This is a genomic window from Nocardia cyriacigeorgica (assembly GCF_029868385.1).
Lineage (GTDB): Bacteria > Actinomycetota > Actinomycetes > Mycobacteriales > Mycobacteriaceae > Nocardia > Nocardia cyriacigeorgica_F.
Window position 1 is genome coordinate 79,856 of record NZ_JARWNX010000060.1, and the last position, 19,726, is coordinate 99,581.

Here is a 19,726-nt window from a genome sequence, read left to right on the forward strand (position 1 = left end):
TGGGCCCGACCGCTACTCGGTGACGACCGGCGTGTTCTGGTTTGCCGTGAGCATCCAGCGCCCGCCCTCCTTGGTCATGACGTACATCGGTGTGCCCGCACTGTCCAGTTCGCCCTCGGTGGTGAAGTAGCGCTGCCTGACCTTCACCGCCGCGACATCGGGGCGGAGGAAGGTGATGTATTCCACCTCGTAGGTCGCCGATCCGTGCGCGGTGGCACCGGGCAGCACCTTCGCGGTGAATTCGGCGATCGCGGGGCGCCCGATCAGGAGTTTGCCGTGGCCGGTGGTCCAGATGGCGTCCTCGCGGAACAGGGCGACGAATTCGTCCACGAGTTCGTTCGCCTGGGCGTGGGCGACGGTGTCGACCACCGCGCGGATCGCGGCGATTTCGGCGTCGGTGTCGGCGGGCCGGTGAGGGGTCTGTGTGGTCTCGATGCTCATGCCGATGAGCGTGCAACCTCGAGTTCGCTCGAGGTCAACTGTGCGGTGCCGGCACTCACATCCGGCGAATCGGACGCATCACCGGCCGGATCCCGCACACGGACTATGACAGCGGTCACAAATCACCCCCGGAATCCAGGGAATTTCCCTCTGTTCTACGGGAAATACTGGCAGGGCGGTCGGAACATAGGTGCTGACATGGCACAATGAAGCCCATGCGCGAAATCGGAGTACGACTGGTGGCACGTCGCCACGTCGACTTCAAGCGCGTATGCAGCGCCTGTTGTCTGCCCGGTTCTTCCCGGTAGCTCAGCTGCGCCCGTTCCCGGACCCCCGGCCATCTCCCTTCTCCGGCCATTCCGATATCGAGGACTTCGGCCCGCTGACACCGCGGGCGTGAGCACAGCCCATCTCACGCCTTCAGCACGGACGTACGACATACCCAGCAGGAGCAGCCCCCATGACGTCGAGCACCGACGCCGATCAGCCCGAATCCGCCACGCGCCCCGCTCGTGAGCGCCGGGTCCGCCCGGACCGCCCACGGGCCGAGGCCGCTGCCGCCCCCCGCGCCCGCACCGGGAAGCCGGTGAAACGGCGCGCCGAGGGACAGTGGGCGCTCGGGTATCGCGAGCCACTGAACCCCAATGAACAGTCCAAGAAGGACGACAACCCGCTCAATGTGCGCGCGCGCATCGAGAACATCTACTCCAAGACCGGTTTCGACGGCATCGACAAGGGCGATCTGCGTGGCCGGTTCCGCTGGTGGGGCCTCTACACCCAGCGTGAGCAGGGCTACGACGGCACCTACACCGGCGACGAGAACATCGACCTGCTCGAGGCCAAATACTTCATGATGCGGGTGCGCTGCGACGGCGGTGCGCTCAACGTCGCGCAGCTGCGCACCATCGGCGAGCTGTCCACCGAATTCGGCCGCGACACCGCCGATCTGTCCGACCGCGAGAACGTCCAGTACCACTGGATCGAGGTGGAGAACGTCCCCGAGATCTGGCGGCGGCTCGAGCAGGTGGGCCTGCACACCACCGAGGCCTGCGGCGACTGCCCGCGCGTGATCCTCGGCTCCCCGCTCGCGGGTGAATCGTTCGACGAGATCATCGACCCGACGCCGGCGATCGATGAGATCGTGCGCCGCTACATCGGGAAGAAGGAGTACTCGAACCTTCCCCGCAAGTTCAAGACCGCGATCTCCGGCCAGCAGGATGTGGTGCACGAGATCAACGACGTCGCCTTCGTCGGCGTCGAACATCCCGAGCACGGGCCCGGCCTCGACCTGTGGGTCGGCGGCGGCCTGTCGACCAATCCGATGCTCGCCCAGCGGGTCGGTGCGTGGATTCCGCTGGATGAAGTGCCCGACGTCTGGGAAGCGGTCGTGTCGGTGTTCCGCGATTACGGCTACCGCCGGCTGCGCACCAAGGCCAGGCTGAAGTTCCTGATCAAGGATTGGGGCATCGAGAAGTTCCGTCAGGTGCTCGAGGACGAGTATCTGAAGCGCAAGCTGATCGACGGGCCCGCCCCGGAGCAGCCGGACAAGCCGATCGACCATGTGGGTGTGCAGAAGCTGCGCAACGGGCTCAACGCCGTCGGCTTCTCCCCCATCGCGGGCCGGGTGTCGGGCACGATCCTGACCAAGGTGTCCGAGGCCGTCGAGCGCGTCGGCTCCGACCGCATCCGCTTCACGCCGTATCAGAAGCTGATCGTGCTCGACGTGGCCGATGACAAGGTCGAGGAGCTGATCGCCGAACTGGAACCGCTCGGTTTGCAGGCCCGCCCGTCGATCTGGCGTAAGAACCTGCTGGCGTGCAGTGGTATCGAGTTCTGCAAGCTGTCGTTCGTCGAGACGCGGAAGCGTTCGCAGGTGCTCGCTCCCGAACTGGAGCAGCGGCTGGCCGATATCAACGCCGAACTCGATGTGCCGATCACGATCAATATCAATGGCTGCCCGAATTCCTGCGGCCGCTCCCAGATCGCCGATATCGGTTTCAAGGGCCAGCTGGTCGATGACGGCGAGGGGAATCAGGTCGAGGGCTATCAGGTTCATCTGGGTGGCAGCCTCGGCCTCGACAGCGGTTTCGGCCGCAAGCTGCGCCAGCACAAGGTGACCAGCGTCGAACTCGGCGACTACATCGAGCGTGTGGTGCGCAATTTCGTCAAGAACCGCGACGGGGGCGAGCGTTTCGCACAGTGGGCAGTGCGCGCCGACGAGGCCGATCTGCGATGAGCACGCCTGATCAGGTGACGGGAGATCAACAGTGACAACACAACTCGCCGACAAGCTGACCGAAGACGAGCTGCGGGCCATTGCCGAGCGCGGTGCGGCCGAACTCGGCCCCGACGCCTCGGCCACCGATCTGCTGCGCTGGACCGAGGAGACCTTCGGCACCGGCTATATCGTGGCCTCGAACATGCAGGACGGTGTGCTGGTCCATCTGGCCGCACAGGTCCGCTCCGGCGTCGACGTGCTGTTCCTCGACACCGGCTACCACTTCGCCGAGACCATCGGCACCCGTGACGCGGTGGAGGCCGTCTACGGGGTGAATGTGATCAACGTGCGCCCCGAACATTCGGTCACCGAACAGGATCAGCTGCTCGGCAAGGATCTGTTCGCCCGTGACGCCGCCGAATGCTGCCGGTTGCGCAAGGTGGTGCCGCTGAAGAAATCGCTGGCCGGCTATAACGCCTGGGTGACCGGTATCCGCCGGGTGGAGGCGCCGACCAGGGCCAACGCACCGCTCATCTCCTTCGACGAGGGTTTCGGCCTGGTGAAGATCAACCCGATCGCACCGTGGTCCGACGAGGAGATGCAGGCCTACATCGAACAGCACTCGATCCTCGTCAACCCTTTGGTGGAAGAGGGATATCCGTCCATCGGCTGCGCTCCGTGCACGCGGAAGCCGGAGCCGGGATCCGATCCGCGAAGCGGCCGCTGGGCGGGCCTGGCCAAGACCGAATGCGGGTTGCACACCGCCTGACCGAGTCAGGCCCGGAGGCGGCAGCGTGCGCACACCACGTAGGCCATCGGGCAGGCAGAATAGGACACAACTCATGACCAAGACAGTCAGCGAACGTTCTCTCGGGATCACCGATTTCGACACGCTCGCGGCACTCGAGTCGGAATCGATTCATATCTTCCGCGAGGTGGCAGGCGAATTCGAACGGCCGGTCATCCTGTTCTCCGGCGGTAAGGACTCCACGGTCCTGCTGCATCTGGCGCTCAAGGCATTCTGGCCCGCGCCGCTGCCGTTCGCGCTGCTGCACGTGGACACCGGACACAATCTGCCGGAGGTGCTCGAGTTCCGCGACAAGGTGGTCGAGCGCTACGGTCTGCGGCTGCATGTGGCGAACGTGGAGGACTATCTGGCCGACGGCAGGCTCACCGAACGCCCCGACGGTATCCGCAACCCGCTCCAGACGGTTCCGCTGCTGGACGCCATCGGCGACAACCGCTTCGATGCCGTTTTCGGCGGCGGCCGCCGCGATGAGGAGCGTTCGCGGGCCAAGGAGCGGATCTTCTCGCTGCGCAACGCTTTCGGCCAGTGGGATCCCAAGCGGCAGCGCCCCGAGCTGTGGAACCTCTACAACGGCAGGCACGCCCCCGGTGAGCATGTGCGGGTGTTCCCGCTGAGCAACTGGACCGAACTCGACATCTGGCGCTATATCGCCCGCGAGAACGTCGATCTGGCCAGCATCTACTACGCGCACGAGCGTCCGGTCTACCAGCGCGACGGCATGTGGATGACGCCCGGCGTCTGGGGTGGCCCGACCGGCGACGAGGTGCTCGAGACCCGTTCGGTGCGCTACCGCACCGTCGGCGACGGCTCCACCACCGGCGCCATCCTGTCCGATGCGGCCGATAACGAGGCGATCCTCGCCGAGGTGGCCGCCTCCCGACTGACCGAACGTGGCGCGACCCGAGGCGATGACCGGGTCTCCGAGGCCGCCATGGAAGACCGTAAGCGAGAGGGTTATTTCTGATATGTCCGACCTGTTGAGGCTGGCCACCGCCGGTTCTGTCGACGACGGTAAGTCCACCCTGGTCGGACGTCTGCTCTACGACACCAAATCCGTGCTGGCCGACCAGATCGACGCCGTCACCCGCGCGTCGGTGGACAAGGGTCTGTCCACCCCGGATCTCTCGCTGTTGGTCGACGGTCTGCGTGCCGAGCGTGAGCAGGGCATCACCATCGATGTCGCCTACCGCTATTTCGCGACGCCGAAGCGCTCGTTCGTACTCGCCGACACCCCCGGCCACGTCCAGTACACCCGCAACACGGTGTCCGGCGCTTCGACCGCACAGCTGGTGATCCTGCTGGTGGACGCGCGCAAGGGCGTCATCGAGCAGACCCGCCGCCATGCCGCGGTGCTCGCGCTGCTCGGTGTACCGAAGCTGGTGCTCGCGGTGAACAAGATCGACCTGGTCGACGATCCGGCGACGGTGTTCGCCGAGATCTCCGCCGAGTTCAACAAGCTCACCAGCACGCTGGGTTGGACGAGCGAGGATGTGCTGGAGATCCCGGTGTCGGCGCTGCACGGCGACAATATCGCCACCCGCTCCGACAACACTCCGTACTACAGCGGCCCCTCGCTGATCGAGCACCTGGAATCGGTGCCGGTCGACGCCGACAGCTCCGGAACGCATTCGCTCGGCCTGCGTTTCCCGGTGCAGTACGTCATCCGGCCGCGCACCGCCGAATACCCCGATTACCGCGGCTACGCCGGTCAGATCGCGGCCGGTTCGGTATCGCCCGGTGACGAGGTGGTCGTACTGCCCTCGGGTATCCGCACCACGGTCGAACGCATCGACACCCCCGACGGTGAGCTGGCGGTCGCACAGCCCGGACGCAGCGTCACGCTGATCCTGGCCGATGAGGTCGACATCTCCCGCGGCGACATCATCGCCTCCCCCGGCGACGCACCGGAACCGCTCGATACCTTCGACGCCACGGTGTGCTGGCTGGGCGACAAGCCGCTGCGTCCCGGCGCGCGACTGCTGCTCAAGCACGGCACCCGCACCACACAGGCGATCGTCGGTGAACTGATCGAACGGTTCGATGAGCAGCGACTGTCGGCGGCGCCGAATCCGGAATCGCTGGAACTCAACGACATCGGACGGATCTCGGTGCGGGTCGCCGAACCCGTCGCCGCCGATGATTACCGGGTCAACCGACACACCGGCAGCTTCCTGCTGATCGATCCGTCCGGTGGCAACACCCTCGCCGCCGGTCTGGTCGGTGACGCGCTGACGGCGGTCGAGGTCGGGACCGAGGTCTGATGGTGTCCGCGGCTTTCCGCGCACGGACCGCGCACAGTGCGGGCCGCGCGCCCGCACTGATCGCGGTCGCGCACGGCAGCCGCGACCCACGTTCGGCCGCCACCATGGCGGCGGTGACCGAGCAGATCGCAGCCGCACGCCCGGATCTGGATGTGCGGCTGGCATTCCTGGATCTGAACGCGCCGTCGGTCGACCAGGTGATCGACGCCGTCGCGGCGCGGGGGCATACCCGCGCGATCGTGGTCCCCTTGCTGCTGGGCAGCGCCTTTCACGCGCGGGTGGATCTGCCCGGACTGTTGGCGGGGGCTTCCGCGCGGCATCCTCTGCTGGAGCTGACCCAGGCCGAGGTCCTCGGTGCCGACGCGCGGTTGGTCTCGGCCTTGCGCGACCGGGTGATCGCCGCCGACCGGGAGGTGGCTCCGCTGGTCGACGCCTACTCCCGTGGAGACGCGAGTTCCGCTGGCACTGCTGCCGATCCCCGGCTCGGCATCGCCGTCGCGGCGGTGGGTTCCTCGTCGGCCGCGGCCAATGCCCGCACCGCCGGGGTCGCCCGGATGCTGGCGGCGGCGACCGGATGGACCACCGAGATCTGCTTCGCGACCACCGGGCCCTCGGTCACCGAGGCCGCGGCCCGGCTGCGGGCCCATGGCGCCGCACGGATTCTGGTGGCCCCGTGGTTCCTCGCGCCCGGTCTGCTCACCGACCGGCTGGCAAATCAGGCACCGGATCTGGCGCACGCACAGGTCCTCGGACCGCACCCCGCATTGACCGATATCGTGCTCGACCGCTACGACGCGGCGGTCGTCGACACGCTCTTGCGTTCGGCCTGAATCGGTTCCACACGATCGAACCGGGGTCCGCGGCTGCCGCTCACGACCCGGTATCGACGCCGGTCCCCGCATAACGGGCGACCAGCTCCGCGCCTATCCGCGCCAGCTCGCAGCACACGTCCGCGGGCCCGGTCACCTCGATGGAACGGCCCCAGCCCGCAAGCTGCTGGGCGACCATCCACGCCGTGGGCGCGGTGACCCGCACCTGCACGCGCCCGTCGTCGATCGGGCCGTCCACCACACAGTGCCGTCCCTGCTGGTTGCGCAGGACCGGCAGCAGCTGTGTACTGATGAGTACCGTGGCGGCGACGGTCGAACGCTGCCGCTCCACCTCGTCGACGACCTGCTGCCAGGCCTCGGCGAGATCGAAATCCTCGGGTCGGTCCGCCACCTCCGCGGTCACTTCCATCTCGTCGATGCGCTCGACCCGGAAGGTCCGCCTGCCGCGATCGGTACCGGCGACCAGATACCAGATGCCGTCCTTGTCCACGAGGCCGAGCGGGTCGACCAGCCGCCGCGACTGCTCACCTGTGCGGGTGCGGTAGCCGATGCGAACCTTGTTGCGCTGCACCACCGCCCGTTGCAGGGTGCGGACCTCTGCGGGTAGCTCACGTTCGGTGGCGCCCCACCGGGACGGATCGATGACGACGGCATCCGCGGCGGCCTCGGCCTCATCACGGAAGGTCTGCGGTAACGCGCGCACCAGTTTGCGCAGCGCCGCCTTCGCCTCGGGTTCGGCGCCCGCCGATGGACCCGCGAGCAGGAACAGCGCCCGCGCCTCCCCCGCGGTCAAACCACTCAGATCGGTGCGCGCGCCGCCGATCAGCTGCCAGCCACCACCACGACCCGGCTGCGGATACACCGGGATACCCGCCGCCGACAGCGCCTCGAGGTCGCGGCGCGCGGTGGCGATCGATACCTCGAGTTCGGTCGCGATCTCGGCAGCGGTGACCCGCCCCCGGCTCTGCATCAGCAGCAGGGTGGCCACCAGTCGATCAGCTCGCATGAATGTCATTCTGCCGATAAAAGTGATCATTTGGTGAGCACTTTGACCGCGAGGATGTATTCAGCACACAACGAAACGAAGGAGACAGTGATGCTGCGAGGAATGGCGACCGTGAACTTCTACGCCGACGATCTCGAGGCCGCGAAGGACTGGTACACCGAGGTACTCGGCATCCCGCCCTACTTCGCCGTGCCCGGCGGCTACTACGAGTTCCGGATCGGCGACTATCAGCAGGAATTCGGCATCATCGCCGGTGCCTACGCACCGAAGGGCCGTGAGACCGCGGGTGGGGCCATCGTGCACTGGCATGTCGACGATCTGCGCGCCACCTTCGATCGGCTGCTCGAACTCGGCGCCACCGAATACGACCCCATCACCGAGCGCGGCGAGGGCACCGGTTTCGTCACCGCCTCGGTGGTCGACCCGTTCGGCAATGTGCTCGGCATCATGTCGAACCCGCACTACCTCGAGGTGCTGGCCGAAACCGGCCCCGCGACGGCGGCCTGAACGCGCGACACGGCGCCGGCCGGTGGTGGCGCGGTCGCATCTGCGCTGGGACGCCGATGCCTGCCCCGACAGGCCGGCGTACTCCCAGGCGGCACCCCACCGGCCGCAGGACTCCGGCCGAGACGACCGGACCAGCTGCCGGAGCTCGAGCGGCTACGGACGGAACCAGCGCTCCAGTACCTGTGCGACACCGTCGGCGGTGACGTCGGCGGTGACTTCATCGGCCAGGTCACGGATTTCGGCCGGACCGTTCGCCATGGCCACCGAATGCGCCGCCCAGGTGAGCATTTCCCGGTCGTTGTAGCCGTCGCCGATGGCGAGGGTCGCGGCGGCCGGGACGCCGAGGGCGGTGCGCAGTCGTTCCAGCGCCCAGCCCTTGGACACACCGTGGCGCGACACCGTCAGCCAGGGGCCGTACTCGCCGTACACCCAGCTGGCATCGGGCACTCGGAGGTAGTTCAGCAGGCGACGTAGTTCTTCGGTGGAGCCTTCCGGCCACCAACCGTTGAGGCGTGGGGTCGGCGCGCTGCACAGGGTGCGATCGTCGACGACGAGGTATTCGCCGCCGACGTCGTACTCGCCCGGACTGAATCCGGTGGCCCAGGTGCCGATTCCGACGCGTTCGGCGGCGAGGATCATCTGGGGGAACAGATCGCGCAGCGCCCGGACCGCCGGCGCGGGATCGAAGGCGTGGACGGCCACCGGATCACCACCGGCGACGTCCATGTGTACGGCGCCGTTGGAGCACAGGGCGTGACCGTCGACCAGACCGAGTTCGGCCAGCACCGGGCGGGTCTTGAGTACCGTGCGGCCGGTGGTGACCACGACGTGTGCACCAGCGGCGACGGCGGCGCGCACCGCGGCGACGACCCGCTTGCTCATCGGCTCACCGGTGGGCATGAGGGTTCCGTCCACGTCCAGCGCGATCAGCTCAGGCGCTCCCCCGTTGTCTACCACTTCCCTATTGTGCCGTCCCCGTGGGGATCTGACATCGAATTTACTGGCCGCCACTGAAAATATCGGCACCGCAAGGGAATCTGCATCTCGTCCGGCGAACAGCTATGCGGGGGCGGTGTCGTGTCCGAGTAGCAGCGCGACGATATCGAGTGCTGTGCCGATCTGGGGGGCATCACCGCCGAGCAATGGCGCGTACAGGTGGACATCGCAGATGCGGACGATGGCATCGGCCAGCACGCGGCTCGGCATACGCAACCGCAGATGCCCCTGCCGCTGCTCGTCTTCGAGCATTTCCGCGATCAACCGTGCCGAGGTGGATTCGATGGCGCCGGGCAGCAGCGCCAGCCGGATGAACAGTTGCGGTTCGCGCCGGGTGAGCGCGCGCAGCGGTTCCGAGCCGGAGACCGCTGTCATCAATCGTTCGAGCACGTCGAGGATCAGCGCGGCGCCCGACCCCGACGCCGCCGCGATCGCCTTGCGGTAGGTGCGTTCGGTGGCCTCGGCCAGCACTGTCGCGATCAGTTCGTCACGGTTGCCGACGTGCCGGTACAGCGTGGCCCGACCGATGCCGAGGGTGCGGGCCAGCACCGACATGTCCAGCGGTTCGCCGGTCAGGTACAGCTTCGTGGCGGCATCGACCGCGCGACGCGCTTCGGAAGTAGCGATCACCCGTTCATCTCCTCATACCCGCAGGCGACTCGCATCCCGCCGCACCGTGCGGATACCCGGACGAGTTGACGGAATTCGACACGTGAGACACACTCCATAAGTGTCTCACAAACGGTGGTGTGCATCACAAATAATCACCGCCGACCGGCGCTAGCGCAGAGGAATCCGATGCCCACAGTTGAAACCGTCCGCGGCCCCGTCGACACCACAGCGCTGGGGAAGGTGCTGATGCACGAACACGTCTTCGTGCTCGGCACCGAACTCCAGCAGAACTACCCGGACTATCCGAACCACTGGGACGAGGACGCGCAGGTCGCCGACGCCGTCGAGAAGCTCGCGGAATGCAAGGCACGCGGCATCGATACGATCGTCGACCCGACGGTGATCGGGCTCGGCCGCTATCTGCCGCGCATTCAGCGCGTCAACGAGCAGGTCGACATCAATATCGTGGCCGCCACCGGCATTTACACCTACAACGAGGTCCCCTTCCAGTTCCACCACACCGGCCCCGGCCTGCTGTTCGACGTCCCCGAGCCGATGGTCGAATTGTTCGTCAAGGACATCCGCGAGGGCATCGCGGGCACCGGCGTCAAAGCCGCGTTCCTGAAGTGCGCGATCGAGGAGCCGGGTCTGACGCCCGGCGTGGAGCGGGTGATGCGCGCCGTCGCGCAGGCCCACGTCGAAACCGGTGTGCCGATCACGGTGCACACCAATCCGCATACTCATTCCGGTCTGGTGGCGCAGAAGATCCTCGTCGAGGAGGGCGCGGATCTCACCAAGGTCGTCATCGGGCATTCCGGCGACAGCACCGATCTGGACTATCTGTGCGAACTCGCCGACGCGGGTTCCTATCTCGGGATGGACCGTTTCGGTCTCGATGTGCTGCTGCCGTTCGAACAGCGGGTCGCCACGGTGGCCACCTTGGCCGAACGCGGGTACGCGGAGAAGATGGTCCTCGCCCACGACGCGGCCTGTTTCATCGACTGGTTCTCCGCCGAAGGCAAGGCCGCCGCCGTACCCAACTGGAACTTCACCCATATCAGCGATGACGTGCTGCCCGCCCTGCTCGCTCACGGTGTCACCCCCGAGCAGATCACGACCATGCTGGTCGATAATCCGCGCAGGTACTTCACCGCATGAACCACGAGGCGGACAGGACCGCGGATTCCGGCGCCGTCCCCGGTATCGATCCGGCGGCGGTCGGTCGCTGGCTGGATCATCTGGGCATCGAGCGGTCGGGCCCGTTGCGGTTCGACCGGATCGGTCTCGGCCAATCCAATCTGACGTATCTGGTGCGGGATTCGGCCGACCACCGCTGGGTGGTGCGGCGGCCACCACTGGGCCGGTTGCTCGCCTCCGCGCACGATGTGGCGCGGGAGGCGCGCATCCTGTCCTCCCTCACCGACACACCGGTTCCGACGCCTGTTGTGCTCGGCTGCACCCACGACCCGGCCTACGCCGAGGCCCCGATGGTGCTGATGGAGTTCGTCGACGGCCGTGTAGTGGACAGCATGCCGATCGCGCAGTCGCTGTCACCTACGCTGCGCGAGCGGATCGGCCATTCGATGGCCACGACGCTGGCGCAGATTCACGCCGTCGACATCCGCGCGGTCGGATTGGACGATCTGGCGAGTCACAAACCCTACGCGCAGCGGCAATTGGCACGGTGGACGCGGCAGTGGGAGCAGTCCAAAACCGCCGATCGTCCCGAACTCGACGATCTCACCCGTCGACTGACCGCCGCCGCACCCGAACAGCGGGAACTCACGCTGGTGCACGGCGATTTCCACGTGCGCAACATCATCACCGCGCCGGACAGCGGTGAGATCACGGCGGTCCTGGACTGGGAACTGTCCACACTCGGCGATCCCCTGGCGGATATGGGCAGCCTGCTCGCCTACTGGGTGCAGCCGGGTGAGGACACGGCCGGTGATTTCGCCGCCACCGCGCTGCCCGGTTTTCCTGATCGCACCAGGATGGCCGATATCTATCTGGCCGAGACCGGACGCGATCCGGCCGCGCTGCGCTACTGGCACGCGTTCGGGCTGTGGAAGCTCGCCATCATCGCCGACGGGGTGCTACGCCGCGGCATGGACGAGCCACGTAATAGGGCCGATGCCGGAGTGCCCACCGCGGAACGCATCGATGCGGTCGTCCGCCAGGCCCGCATCGTGGCCGACGAGGCCGGAATCTGAGTGGAAGGACCCACCGTGACCACAGATCATGCGGTGATCGAGATCCCGCGCGCCCACAACCCTTTCGACACCACCGGCACCTCGGTCGATGCGGACGGCATCCCCCGCTACGACGATCTGCCCGCCACCCTGATCGACCTGCTCCGAACCCGCGCCGACGCCCACCCCGGCGTGGAGGCGGTGGTCGAACCGGGAGCGCAGCGGTTGACCTACGCGCAGTTGTGGGACCGGGCCACCCGGATCGCCGGTGGGCTGCGGGCGGCGGGGGTGAGCCACGGTGACCGGGTCGCCATCCGGTATCCGGCGGGCGCCGACTGGGTGCTGGCCTTCTGGGGCATCGTGTTGGCGGGCGGTATCGCGGTCGCGGTGAACACTCGCTCGACACCGCCCGAGATCGACTTCGTCCTGGCGGATGCCGGTGTCGACGTGGATCTGGGACCGGACGCACCCCTTCCCGATGGGGAGCCCTACGTCGCGGATGGGCTCGGGCACAACGACATCGCCGCACTGTTCTACACCTCGGGCACCACCGGAAAACCGAAAGGCGTGCCGACCACCCATGAGGCGTTCTTGACCAATGCGGAGAACATGGTCCGCTGCCTCGGCCTGCCGCGAGATATCGGCGCCGAACTGCGGACCTTGATCTCGGTGCCGCTGTTCCACGTCACCGGCTGCAACTCGCAGCTCATGGTCGCGATATACCTCGGCGGCACCTCGGTGATCATGGCGGCGCGGGATGTGCCGGGAATGATCGCCGCCCTACCCGCCGAACGCATCTCGTTCGTCGTCACGGTTCCGGCCATGTACTCGCTGATGCTGCGGCATGCGGACTTCGCTGGCACGGACGTGTCCGGGGTGCGCTGGGTCGGCTACGGCGGCGCGCCGATCGCCCCGGCCCTGGTGCGCGCAGTGCGGGCGGCGTTCGCCGCCGCGACCGTCTTCAACGGCTACGGCATGACCGAAACCGCCTCGCTCATGACGCTGCTCCCCGACGCCGATGCCGTCGACCACGCCGATTCGGTCGGCTACGCGGTGCCGTCGGTACGGCTCGCGGTGGCACCGATCGATGACGATCCGACCGTCGGGGAGCTGCTGGCGCGTGGTGCGAATGTCACCGCCGGGTACTGGAATCGGCCGGAGGCCACCGCGGCGGCCCGCACCGACGGCTGGTTGCGGACCGGGGATGTCGTCCGGGTCGATGCGGCGGGCCGCGTCCACGTGATCGACCGGATCAAGGACATCATCAATCGCGGCGGGGAGAACGTTTCCAGCGTCGAGGTGGAGGCCGCGCTACTCGCCGCGCCTGGCGTCGCGGACGCGGCCGTGCTCGCCGTACCGGACGAGGTCATGGGCGAGAAGGTCGGCGCGGTCCTGTTCGGCGACGGCGACCATATCGATCTCGACGTCGTCCTCACCCATTGCCGAAACCAGCTGGCCGACTTCAAGATTCCGCAGTACATCACCGTCACCGACGAGGCACTTCCCCGCAATGCCGGTGGAAAATTGCTCAAGGCCACACTGCGTGAGCAGGTCCGATGGGGTGAGCCATTGCGCTGACCGATGCGGTCAGCCCTGGTCCGCCGCAACGCGCCCGACCCGACCCGCTCGCCACACGATGGGCCCATGGTCGCGAACCACCCCGCGAAGCGCAACTCCCGGACCACCACCGCCTGCCCGCTTGCCACACAGTAGGTCCATGGTCGCGACCCACCCCGCGAAGCGCACCCGGACCACCACCGCCTGCACACTCGCCACACAGTAGGCCCGTGGTCGCGAACCACCCGGAAAACGCAACTCACAGACCTTCACGGCACCACGCCTCCGACGGACCCACATGGTGGGTCGGCGGTCACGAACCGCTGAAGGGTCGGTGATGGAGCACGGCACAACCAGAACCTGTCAGCGGTGCCGGGGAGTACAGCAGCCGGATGACCGAACTGGCACGGCCCGACTCATCGCCATGTGGTGAGCCCACGGTCGCGAATTACCCGAAAACGCAGCACCGTACCGACGAAACGCCACCGCACCGGACCCCTGTCCGCATGGTGAGCCGCTGACCCGAATCGCCGTGGAAGTGATTTCTCGGTGCGGGGCTGACATGTCTGTGCACCCGAAGGTCGATGGTCGGCGCCGCAAGCGGATTCGTTGTCCGCTTGCGGCGTCGCCTGACCTGAGAAGGGCTCTGCTTCCCCGCTGTGGCGGTGTATACCGGCTGCCACAACCAGAACCCCTCGACGCTGGAGCCGGAGCCAGCGGCCGATCTGCGCCACCGGATATCGGCGGCGGCACCATCGGCGCCTGCTGCGGGCGATCAGGACTCAGCGGCCGCCCGAGCCACCACCCGAACCACCGGACCCGCCCGATCCGCCGGAACCCCCGGACCCACCCGAGCCCCCGGACCCGCCGCGGGAGCCGCTCGAGCCGCCCTTCGAACCACCCCCGCGGGAACCGCCCGACGAATCGCTGCTCGAACCCCCACGTGAACCCCCGCTGGACGAGCGCCCGCCAGAACTGGAATCCGATCCACCGCCCGACGACGATCGGCCCGAGCCGCCACCGGACGAGCTTCCGCCCGACGAATTCCCGCCCGACGCACTGTTCCCGGATGTAGTCCCACCGGACGTTTTTCCGCCCGACGCGCTGCCCCCGGACGTACTCCCACCGGACGTATTTCCGGCGGACGCGCCACCACCCGACGCGCTTCCACCTGGCGAGCCGCCACGGGACGCGCTACCGCCTGACGTACTACCACCCGACGCGCTTCCGCCCGACGCGCCTCCGTTGGACGCGCTGCCACCGGATGTACTTCCGCCCGAAGCACTTCTGCCGGACGTACTACCGCCCGATGCGCCTCCGTTGGACGCGCTACCGCCGGATGTGCCGCCACCCGATGCGCTGCCACCAGACGCACCACCACCCGATGTATTACCGCCAGAGGAGGTTCCCCCCGAGGTGGACCCACCCGACGACGACCCACCGGACGCCGAACCATCCGAACCCGAACCACCCGACACACCACCGGAGGCCGAACCACCCGGAGCGCCACCGGTGCCCGCACCGGTCGACCCGCCCACCGAACCGCCCGATGCGCCGCCACCGGCCGCGCCTCCTGTCGAGTCTCCGCCAGGCGCATCACCACCGGCCGTCCCCGAGCCGCCACCCACGGATGTCCCGTCGCCCGGACCGCCGGTCGAGTCTCCACCAGGCGCTCCGCCGCCCACGGTCCCGGTCGAACCGTCCGGGATTCCCACACCACCCGGCGAGGTGCTGCCTGCGGGAATTCCGCCGGTCGACGTGCCCGGACCCACGCCGCCGGGCACCGGAGTATCGATCGGCCCGGACGGAACATCCGGGGTCGCACCGCCGCCGGTGCCGGGCGTCGTACCACTGGGCGCTCCGGGCACCGGGCTCGACCCGTCACCGACGCCGGGCACCGACGGCGCGCCCTCACCTGGAGCGCTCGGCGGACGCACCGAACCGTTCGGCTGGGTAAAGGGCATCGGATTGCGGAAGCGTGCGGGATCGGCGTAGGTCCCCGATCGCTCATCGGGCCGGTGCCGCCACTGCCGGGTGTCGGAATGGGTATCGGTACCGGAATTTCCACGGCTTTCGGCCATGGTCGGCCCCTGCGGCCGTGCGTACGCCGACGGCGAGACCATCGCGGCGTATCCGGTCATACGGGTGGGCACACCGGCGACGGTGCGGACCATTCCGGCGGCCGCGTGACCGACCGCGCCGATATGGCCGACGAGGCCACTCCCGTCCACCGCGCTGCCGTCGAGTTCGACCAGCAGGGCATCGTTCGGGAGGTCGAGGCGCGGGAAGCGGTCGAGCACCGGGGAGAGCTGGGTCTCCACCGCTCCGCCACCGAACATGGTGGCGGCCGACATCGCGATCGCGGAAAAGATTGCCGCACCGGAGAACACCGGTGGATGGAAGCTCGCGCCTGGTGCGGCGGGTGCGGCGTCGCGCGCCGCCAGATAGGCGGCTCCGGCCGCGACGGTCTGCCCCGGATCGGCGGACATGACGACGGGGCGGCCGAGTTCGGCCAGGGTCCGCGCCACTTCGGGTGGCCGGGCCGCGCCGCCGACGACGAGTATCCGCCCGATATCGGACATGGTGATGCCGGCCGCGCGCACCGCGGCCCGCACCACCTCGAGCGAATCGCGGATCTGCTCCACCCGCAAGCTGTCGGTATCGACGAACGATGTCATCGCGACGGCACCGGGAGTCGGCGACACCTTGCCGCCCGCGTACCGGGCGATCATCGCACCCAGTGGGCGGCCACCGAAGTCGTAGCAGCGCACCGGTGTGCCGACCATGGGATGGTCGGGCCATTCGGGGCCGACCCGGACCACGGTGATGTCGAGACTGTTTCCGCCGAGGTCGTAGACGAGCACGAATTCCGATGGCAGCGGACCTTGTTCACGCTCGAGCCATTCGGCGGCGGCCACCGGTTCCGGCACCAGATCCACATGCCCGATCCCGGACAGTTCCAGCGCCTGCCGCAGCAGGGCGACCTGTTTGGTCGAGTAGGCCGCCGGATAGGTGGTGACCACGCCGGCGCAGGGTTCGGCCGAGACCAGCAGGCTGTGCACCACCGCGGCGATCATATTGGCGGGCGACCAGATTCGTCCGCCGATGGTCACCGAATCCGGGTCGCGGGCGAGATCGGCGAAATCGGTGACCGCGACGGCGAATTCGGGGATGCTGCCGAGCCGCAGGCCGCTGGTGCCGTCGAACGCGGCGGTGGTGCGCCTGGTTCGCACCGATGGCCGTGGTTGCTCGGCGGTCGCCACCGCCGCTATGGAGTTCACTGTGCCGATGCTGAAGCCCAGCCCTGTAGTCATTCGCTATCCCGTCAACGCACCGTGACCACGTCCCTCATGTGAAGAACCATGGGCCGCGGTCGTCTTCCAAACAGCCCCCACAGGTTAGCTGTTTCGACTCCATCCGGATGCCGATTTGATATGAAAGGTTCAACCAATTGCGATAATTCGCCGAAGACCCAGGTCATGGCTTCGCGGTCGAATGATCCAGGCCCCTGGATCGATGCGATTCGGAGATCCGGCGCCCGTCTCCGCAATCATTCGGCGATCGATCCACCGCTCGCGACACTTCCGGCCGAATCCGCCGACCACTCGCGCGCCACACACCTACCAGTCGGTAACCAAACCTTTGCTACATCGACATAATTCGACCGAGCGGTCGCTTCCGGACGATTAGGTGACACGTCAACGCGCCGACCGATTTCCGCCAGCACACCGGTCCCGCACCGGGTTGACTTGGCATCACGACGTCGTAGCGCTTACCAAAACTCAAGTACCAGAAGGGAAACCGACTTCCATGGCACAACGATTCGCCGAGCAGGTCGTCTTGATCACCGGAGCCACCTCGGGTGTGGGCGAGGCGGTCGCCCGGCGGGTGGCCGCCGAAGGGGCCGCCGTCGTCCTCGGTGCACGCGGAAAAGAAGCCGGCGTACGGATCGCCGACGAGATTCGTGCCGACGGCGGTCGCGCGGTGTTCGTATCCACCGATGTACGCAACGAGGAAGAGGTGGCCGCGCTGACCCAGGCGGCACTCGACGAGTTCGGGCGCCTCGACGCCGCGTTCAACAATGCCGGCGCGATCACCGCGTCCGGCCCCGTCACCGAGATCGATGACGCGTCCTGGCGTGGCGAACTCGACCTCAACCTGACCAGCGTCTTCTACGGTATGCGCCACCAGGTTCCGGCGCTGGTCGCCTCCGGTGGCGGTGCCATCCTGAACAATGCCTCCAACCTCGGCGTGGTCGGGATGGCCTCGGTCGCACCGTATGTCGCGGCCAAGCACGGCGTGGTCGGGTTGTCGCGCGCGGTCGCGTTGGAAGCGGCGGATCAGGGCATCCGGGTGAACGCGCTGGTCTCCGGCGCGGTCGATACACCGGCCTTCCGCAACTCGATGGGCACCACACCGGAGGGCGAGGCCGCCGTCGCGGCATTGCATCCGCTGGGTCGCATCAGCAAGCCGGCCGAGATCGCCTCGTTGTGTGCGTATCTACTGAGCCCGGAGTCGAGTTTCGTCACCGGTGCGGCGCTCGCGATCGACGGCGGTTTCACCGCACGCTGAGCACGATCGGCACACCGCACGCACCGGCCCCTCATCGGCCGATGCGTGCGGCGTTGCGTCGAGGCCGATGGATACCGGCCGCCATACGACGATCGCGCCGGAGTCGGATGACTCCGGCGCGATCGTCAGAACCGATTCAGATCCGGTCGAGCAGGCGCCGAACCGGTCCGGTCGGACGCAATACCGCCCCACCGGGCCGCAGCTCGGGCTGCCTGCTGCGGACCAGGCGGTCGAACCCGGCCGCACCGCCCGAGGGCGCGCGTAGCCTGCCCGCGTTGAAATCGTCGGCCAGCTGCTGCACCGTCTGTTGGGCGCAGGACTTGTTGGTGCCGATGAATCCGGTGGGACCGCGCTTGATCCAGCCGGTCACATAGGTTCCCGACAGCACCGAGCCACCGGGCTGTTCGAGGACACGACCGTCCAGGTTCGGGATCACACCCGCACGCTCGTCGAACGGAAGACCGGGCAGCGGCACACCGCGGTAGCCCACCGAGGTGAGCACCAGACCCGCGTCGAGCCGTTCGGTCCGATCGGTCGGGACCGCACGCATCGTGCCGTCGCCGTCGGCGACCAGTTCGTTGCGGACCATCTCGATACCGGTCACCTGGTCCGGTCCGAGGATCTCGGTCGGCGAGGACAGATAGCGGAACACGATCCGGCGACGCTGCCCGAACGGACGATTGCGCACGCTGTGCAGCAGCCGCAGCTTCTGCTCCACCTGATAGGGCAGATCGTCGGTGATCTCGGGCAGTTCGCCCTCGATGACGATATCGATATCGGAGCCGAGCAGGCCGACGAACTCCGGCACCGTGAACGCCGACTCGGCCGGACCGCGCCGACCGAGAATGACGACCTCTTCGATCCTGCTGTCGCGCAGGGCGTCCAGCGCGGTCTGCGAGATATCGGTGCCGACGAGCGATTCGGGGTCGACGGTCAGGATGCGCGCCACATCCAGCGCCACATTGCCGTTGCCGACGATCACCGCGCGCTCATGCGAGAGGTCGAAGGTGCGGCCGACGTGGTCGGGATGGCCGTTGTACCAGGCGACGAAATCGGTGGCCGACACATTGCCCGCCAAACCCTCGCCCGCGATACCGAGCTTGCGATCGGAGGACGCGCCGACGGCGTAGATCACCGCATGGTGGTAGGCCAGCAGCTCCTCGTGCGAGATGTGCTTGCCCACCTCGACGTTCAGGTACGAGCCGAAACCCGGCTGCGCCGACATCACATCGAAGAGGCGGCTCACCTGACGCGTCTTGGCATGGTCGGGCGCCACACCGTGGCGAGCGAGGCCGTAGGGCACTGGCAGCCGTTCGAACATGGTCACCGCGACGTCGGGCTGGGTGAGCAGCTCGTCGGCGGCGTACATGGCCGAGGGGCCGGAGCCGACGATCGCCACCCGAAGGGGTTCGCGTTCGGTCCTGATCTCCGGTGCGGGCACCGGCTGCGCCAGGATCGGGCGCGGCCGGGACTGCCGGTAGAAATCGGCGTTGATCTCGATGAAGGGCTTCTGCTCTTCGGTCAGCTTCTTCGACGAGGTGATCGCGTCCACCGGGCAGGCCGAGGCGCAGGCGCCGCAGTCCACACACGCCTGCGGGTCGACGTAGAGCATCTCCGCGGTGCGGAAATCGGGCTCGTCGGGCGTGGGATGGATGCAGTTGACCGGGCAGGCGTAGACGCAGGACGCGTCGCTACAGCAGGACTGCGTGACAACGTAGGGCATGGG

At 67.6% G+C, this 19,726-nt stretch carries 17 protein-coding genes; 11 read left to right on the forward strand and 6 right to left on the reverse strand.

Annotated elements, in window-relative coordinates:
- Positions 1–12 precede the first annotated feature (12 nt).
- Positions 13–441 carry an SgcJ/EcaC family oxidoreductase gene (locus tag QH168_RS21130; protein ID WP_280236491.1) on the reverse strand — a complete coding sequence of 143 codons (429 nt, stop codon included), beginning with the start codon at positions 439–441 and terminating at the stop codon, positions 13–15.
- A 215-nt stretch (positions 442–656) separates the two neighbouring features.
- Between QH168_RS21130 and QH168_RS27745 the strand changes: the two genes are divergently transcribed.
- The 6 genes from QH168_RS27745 (at position 657) to QH168_RS21155 (ending at position 6,558) form a co-directional block, all read left to right on the forward strand.
- On the forward strand, positions 657–749 hold the full coding sequence (locus QH168_RS27745; protein ID WP_369008998.1) for an Ms4527A family Cys-rich leader peptide: 93 nt from the start codon (positions 657–659) through the stop codon (positions 747–749).
- A gap of 152 nt (positions 750–901) precedes the next feature.
- Entirely contained in the window at positions 902–2,677 is a 1,776-nt protein-coding gene (locus QH168_RS21135) for a nitrite/sulfite reductase (protein ID WP_280236492.1), read from the forward strand.
- A gap of 31 nt (positions 2,678–2,708) precedes the next feature.
- The gene (locus QH168_RS21140) at positions 2,709–3,428 is read left to right on the forward strand and encodes a phosphoadenylyl-sulfate reductase (RefSeq protein ID WP_280236493.1); all 720 of its coding nucleotides are present in this window, start codon (positions 2,709–2,711) and stop codon (positions 3,426–3,428) included.
- 73 nt (positions 3,429–3,501) lie between these two features.
- Positions 3,502–4,431 carry a sulfate adenylyltransferase subunit CysD gene (gene cysD, locus QH168_RS21145; RefSeq protein ID WP_280236494.1) on the forward strand — a complete coding sequence of 310 codons (930 nt, stop codon included), beginning with the start codon at positions 3,502–3,504 and terminating at the stop codon, positions 4,429–4,431.
- A 1-nt stretch (position 4,432) separates the two neighbouring features.
- Positions 4,433–5,728 carry a sulfate adenylyltransferase subunit 1 gene (locus QH168_RS21150; protein WP_280236495.1) on the forward strand — a complete coding sequence of 432 codons (1,296 nt, stop codon included), beginning with the start codon at positions 4,433–4,435 and terminating at the stop codon, positions 5,726–5,728.
- Positions 5,728–6,558, forward strand: coding sequence for a sirohydrochlorin chelatase (locus QH168_RS21155; RefSeq protein WP_280236496.1), 831 nt, complete (start codon positions 5,728–5,730; stop codon positions 6,556–6,558). The genes QH168_RS21150 and QH168_RS21155 overlap by 1 nt, the downstream gene beginning before the upstream one ends.
- Before the next feature lie 40 nt (positions 6,559–6,598).
- Here QH168_RS21155 and QH168_RS21160 read toward each other — a convergent pair whose 3' ends face one another.
- Entirely contained in the window at positions 6,599–7,564 is a 966-nt protein-coding gene (locus QH168_RS21160) for a helix-turn-helix transcriptional regulator (protein ID WP_280236497.1), read from the reverse strand.
- Between the two features lie 90 nt (positions 7,565–7,654).
- Here QH168_RS21160 and QH168_RS21165 point away from each other — a divergent pair, with 90 nt between their 5' ends.
- Positions 7,655–8,071: a VOC family protein gene (locus QH168_RS21165; protein WP_280236498.1), complete on the forward strand. Its 417-nt coding sequence runs from the start codon at positions 7,655–7,657 to the stop codon at positions 8,069–8,071.
- Positions 8,072–8,224: 153 nt separating this feature from the next.
- Here QH168_RS21165 and QH168_RS21170 read toward each other — a convergent pair whose 3' ends face one another.
- Positions 8,225–9,028 carry an HAD family hydrolase gene (locus tag QH168_RS21170; RefSeq protein WP_280236499.1) on the reverse strand — a complete coding sequence of 268 codons (804 nt, stop codon included), beginning with the start codon at positions 9,026–9,028 and terminating at the stop codon, positions 8,225–8,227.
- A 102-nt stretch (positions 9,029–9,130) separates the two neighbouring features.
- Complete coding sequence (locus QH168_RS21175; protein WP_280236500.1) at positions 9,131–9,697, reverse strand: QsdR family transcriptional regulator; 567 nt, start codon at positions 9,695–9,697, stop codon at positions 9,131–9,133.
- Between the two features lie 168 nt (positions 9,698–9,865).
- On the opposite strand from QH168_RS21175, the gene QH168_RS21180 reads away from it, so the two are divergent.
- From QH168_RS21180 to QH168_RS21190, 3 genes are read left to right on the forward strand one after another with little or no spacing between them, the layout of a single operon-like run.
- Positions 9,866–10,837 carry a phosphotriesterase family protein gene (locus QH168_RS21180; RefSeq protein WP_280236501.1) on the forward strand — a complete coding sequence of 324 codons (972 nt, stop codon included), beginning with the start codon at positions 9,866–9,868 and terminating at the stop codon, positions 10,835–10,837.
- On the forward strand, positions 10,834–11,892 hold the full coding sequence (locus tag QH168_RS21185; protein WP_280236502.1) for a phosphotransferase family protein: 1,059 nt from the start codon (positions 10,834–10,836) through the stop codon (positions 11,890–11,892). The genes QH168_RS21180 and QH168_RS21185 overlap by 4 nt, the downstream gene beginning before the upstream one ends.
- 33 nt (positions 11,893–11,925) lie before the next feature.
- Positions 11,926–13,449, forward strand: coding sequence for a class I adenylate-forming enzyme family protein (locus tag QH168_RS21190; RefSeq protein ID WP_280236583.1), 1,524 nt, complete (start codon positions 11,926–11,928; stop codon positions 13,447–13,449).
- A 761-nt stretch (positions 13,450–14,210) separates the two neighbouring features.
- Here the strand turns inward: QH168_RS21190 and QH168_RS21195 are convergent.
- Positions 14,211–16,742 carry an Hsp70 family protein gene (locus QH168_RS21195; RefSeq protein WP_280236503.1) on the reverse strand — a complete coding sequence of 844 codons (2,532 nt, stop codon included), beginning with the start codon at positions 16,740–16,742 and terminating at the stop codon, positions 14,211–14,213.
- A 496-nt stretch (positions 16,743–17,238) separates the two neighbouring features.
- On the opposite strand from QH168_RS21195, the gene QH168_RS21200 reads away from it, so the two are divergent.
- Positions 17,239–18,000 carry an SDR family NAD(P)-dependent oxidoreductase gene (locus QH168_RS21200; RefSeq protein WP_280236504.1) on the forward strand — a complete coding sequence of 254 codons (762 nt, stop codon included), beginning with the start codon at positions 17,239–17,241 and terminating at the stop codon, positions 17,998–18,000.
- A gap of 136 nt (positions 18,001–18,136) precedes the next feature.
- Here QH168_RS21200 and QH168_RS21205 read toward each other — a convergent pair whose 3' ends face one another.
- Positions 18,137–19,723 carry an FAD-dependent oxidoreductase gene (locus QH168_RS21205; protein ID WP_280236505.1) on the reverse strand — a complete coding sequence of 529 codons (1,587 nt, stop codon included), beginning with the start codon at positions 19,721–19,723 and terminating at the stop codon, positions 18,137–18,139.
- Between the last annotated feature and the right edge of the window lie 3 nt (positions 19,724–19,726).

Coding starts and splice junctions, on each gene's coding strand:
- QH168_RS21130 (WP_280236491.1), bottom strand. CDS start 441: ATGAGCATCGAGACCACACAGACCCCTCACCGGCCCGCCGACACCGAC.
- QH168_RS27745 (WP_369008998.1), top strand. CDS start 657: ATGCGCGAAATCGGAGTACGACTGGTGGCACGTCGCCACGTCGACTTC.
- QH168_RS21135 (WP_280236492.1), top strand. CDS start 902: ATGACGTCGAGCACCGACGCCGATCAGCCCGAATCCGCCACGCGCCCC.
- cysD (WP_280236494.1), top strand. CDS start 3,502: ATGACCAAGACAGTCAGCGAACGTTCTCTCGGGATCACCGATTTCGAC.
- QH168_RS21150 (WP_280236495.1), top strand. CDS start 4,433: ATGTCCGACCTGTTGAGGCTGGCCACCGCCGGTTCTGTCGACGACGGT.
- QH168_RS21155 (WP_280236496.1), top strand. CDS start 5,728: ATGGTGTCCGCGGCTTTCCGCGCACGGACCGCGCACAGTGCGGGCCGC.
- QH168_RS21160 (WP_280236497.1), bottom strand. CDS start 7,564: ATGCGAGCTGATCGACTGGTGGCCACCCTGCTGCTGATGCAGAGCCGG.
- QH168_RS21165 (WP_280236498.1), top strand. CDS start 7,655: ATGCTGCGAGGAATGGCGACCGTGAACTTCTACGCCGACGATCTCGAG.
- QH168_RS21180 (WP_280236501.1), top strand. CDS start 9,866: ATGCCCACAGTTGAAACCGTCCGCGGCCCCGTCGACACCACAGCGCTG.
- QH168_RS21185 (WP_280236502.1), top strand. CDS start 10,834: ATGAACCACGAGGCGGACAGGACCGCGGATTCCGGCGCCGTCCCCGGT.
- QH168_RS21195 (WP_280236503.1), bottom strand. CDS start 16,742: ATGACTACAGGGCTGGGCTTCAGCATCGGCACAGTGAACTCCATAGCG.
- QH168_RS21200 (WP_280236504.1), top strand. CDS start 17,239: ATGGCACAACGATTCGCCGAGCAGGTCGTCTTGATCACCGGAGCCACC.
- QH168_RS21205 (WP_280236505.1), bottom strand. CDS start 19,723: ATGCCCTACGTTGTCACGCAGTCCTGCTGTAGCGACGCGTCCTGCGTC.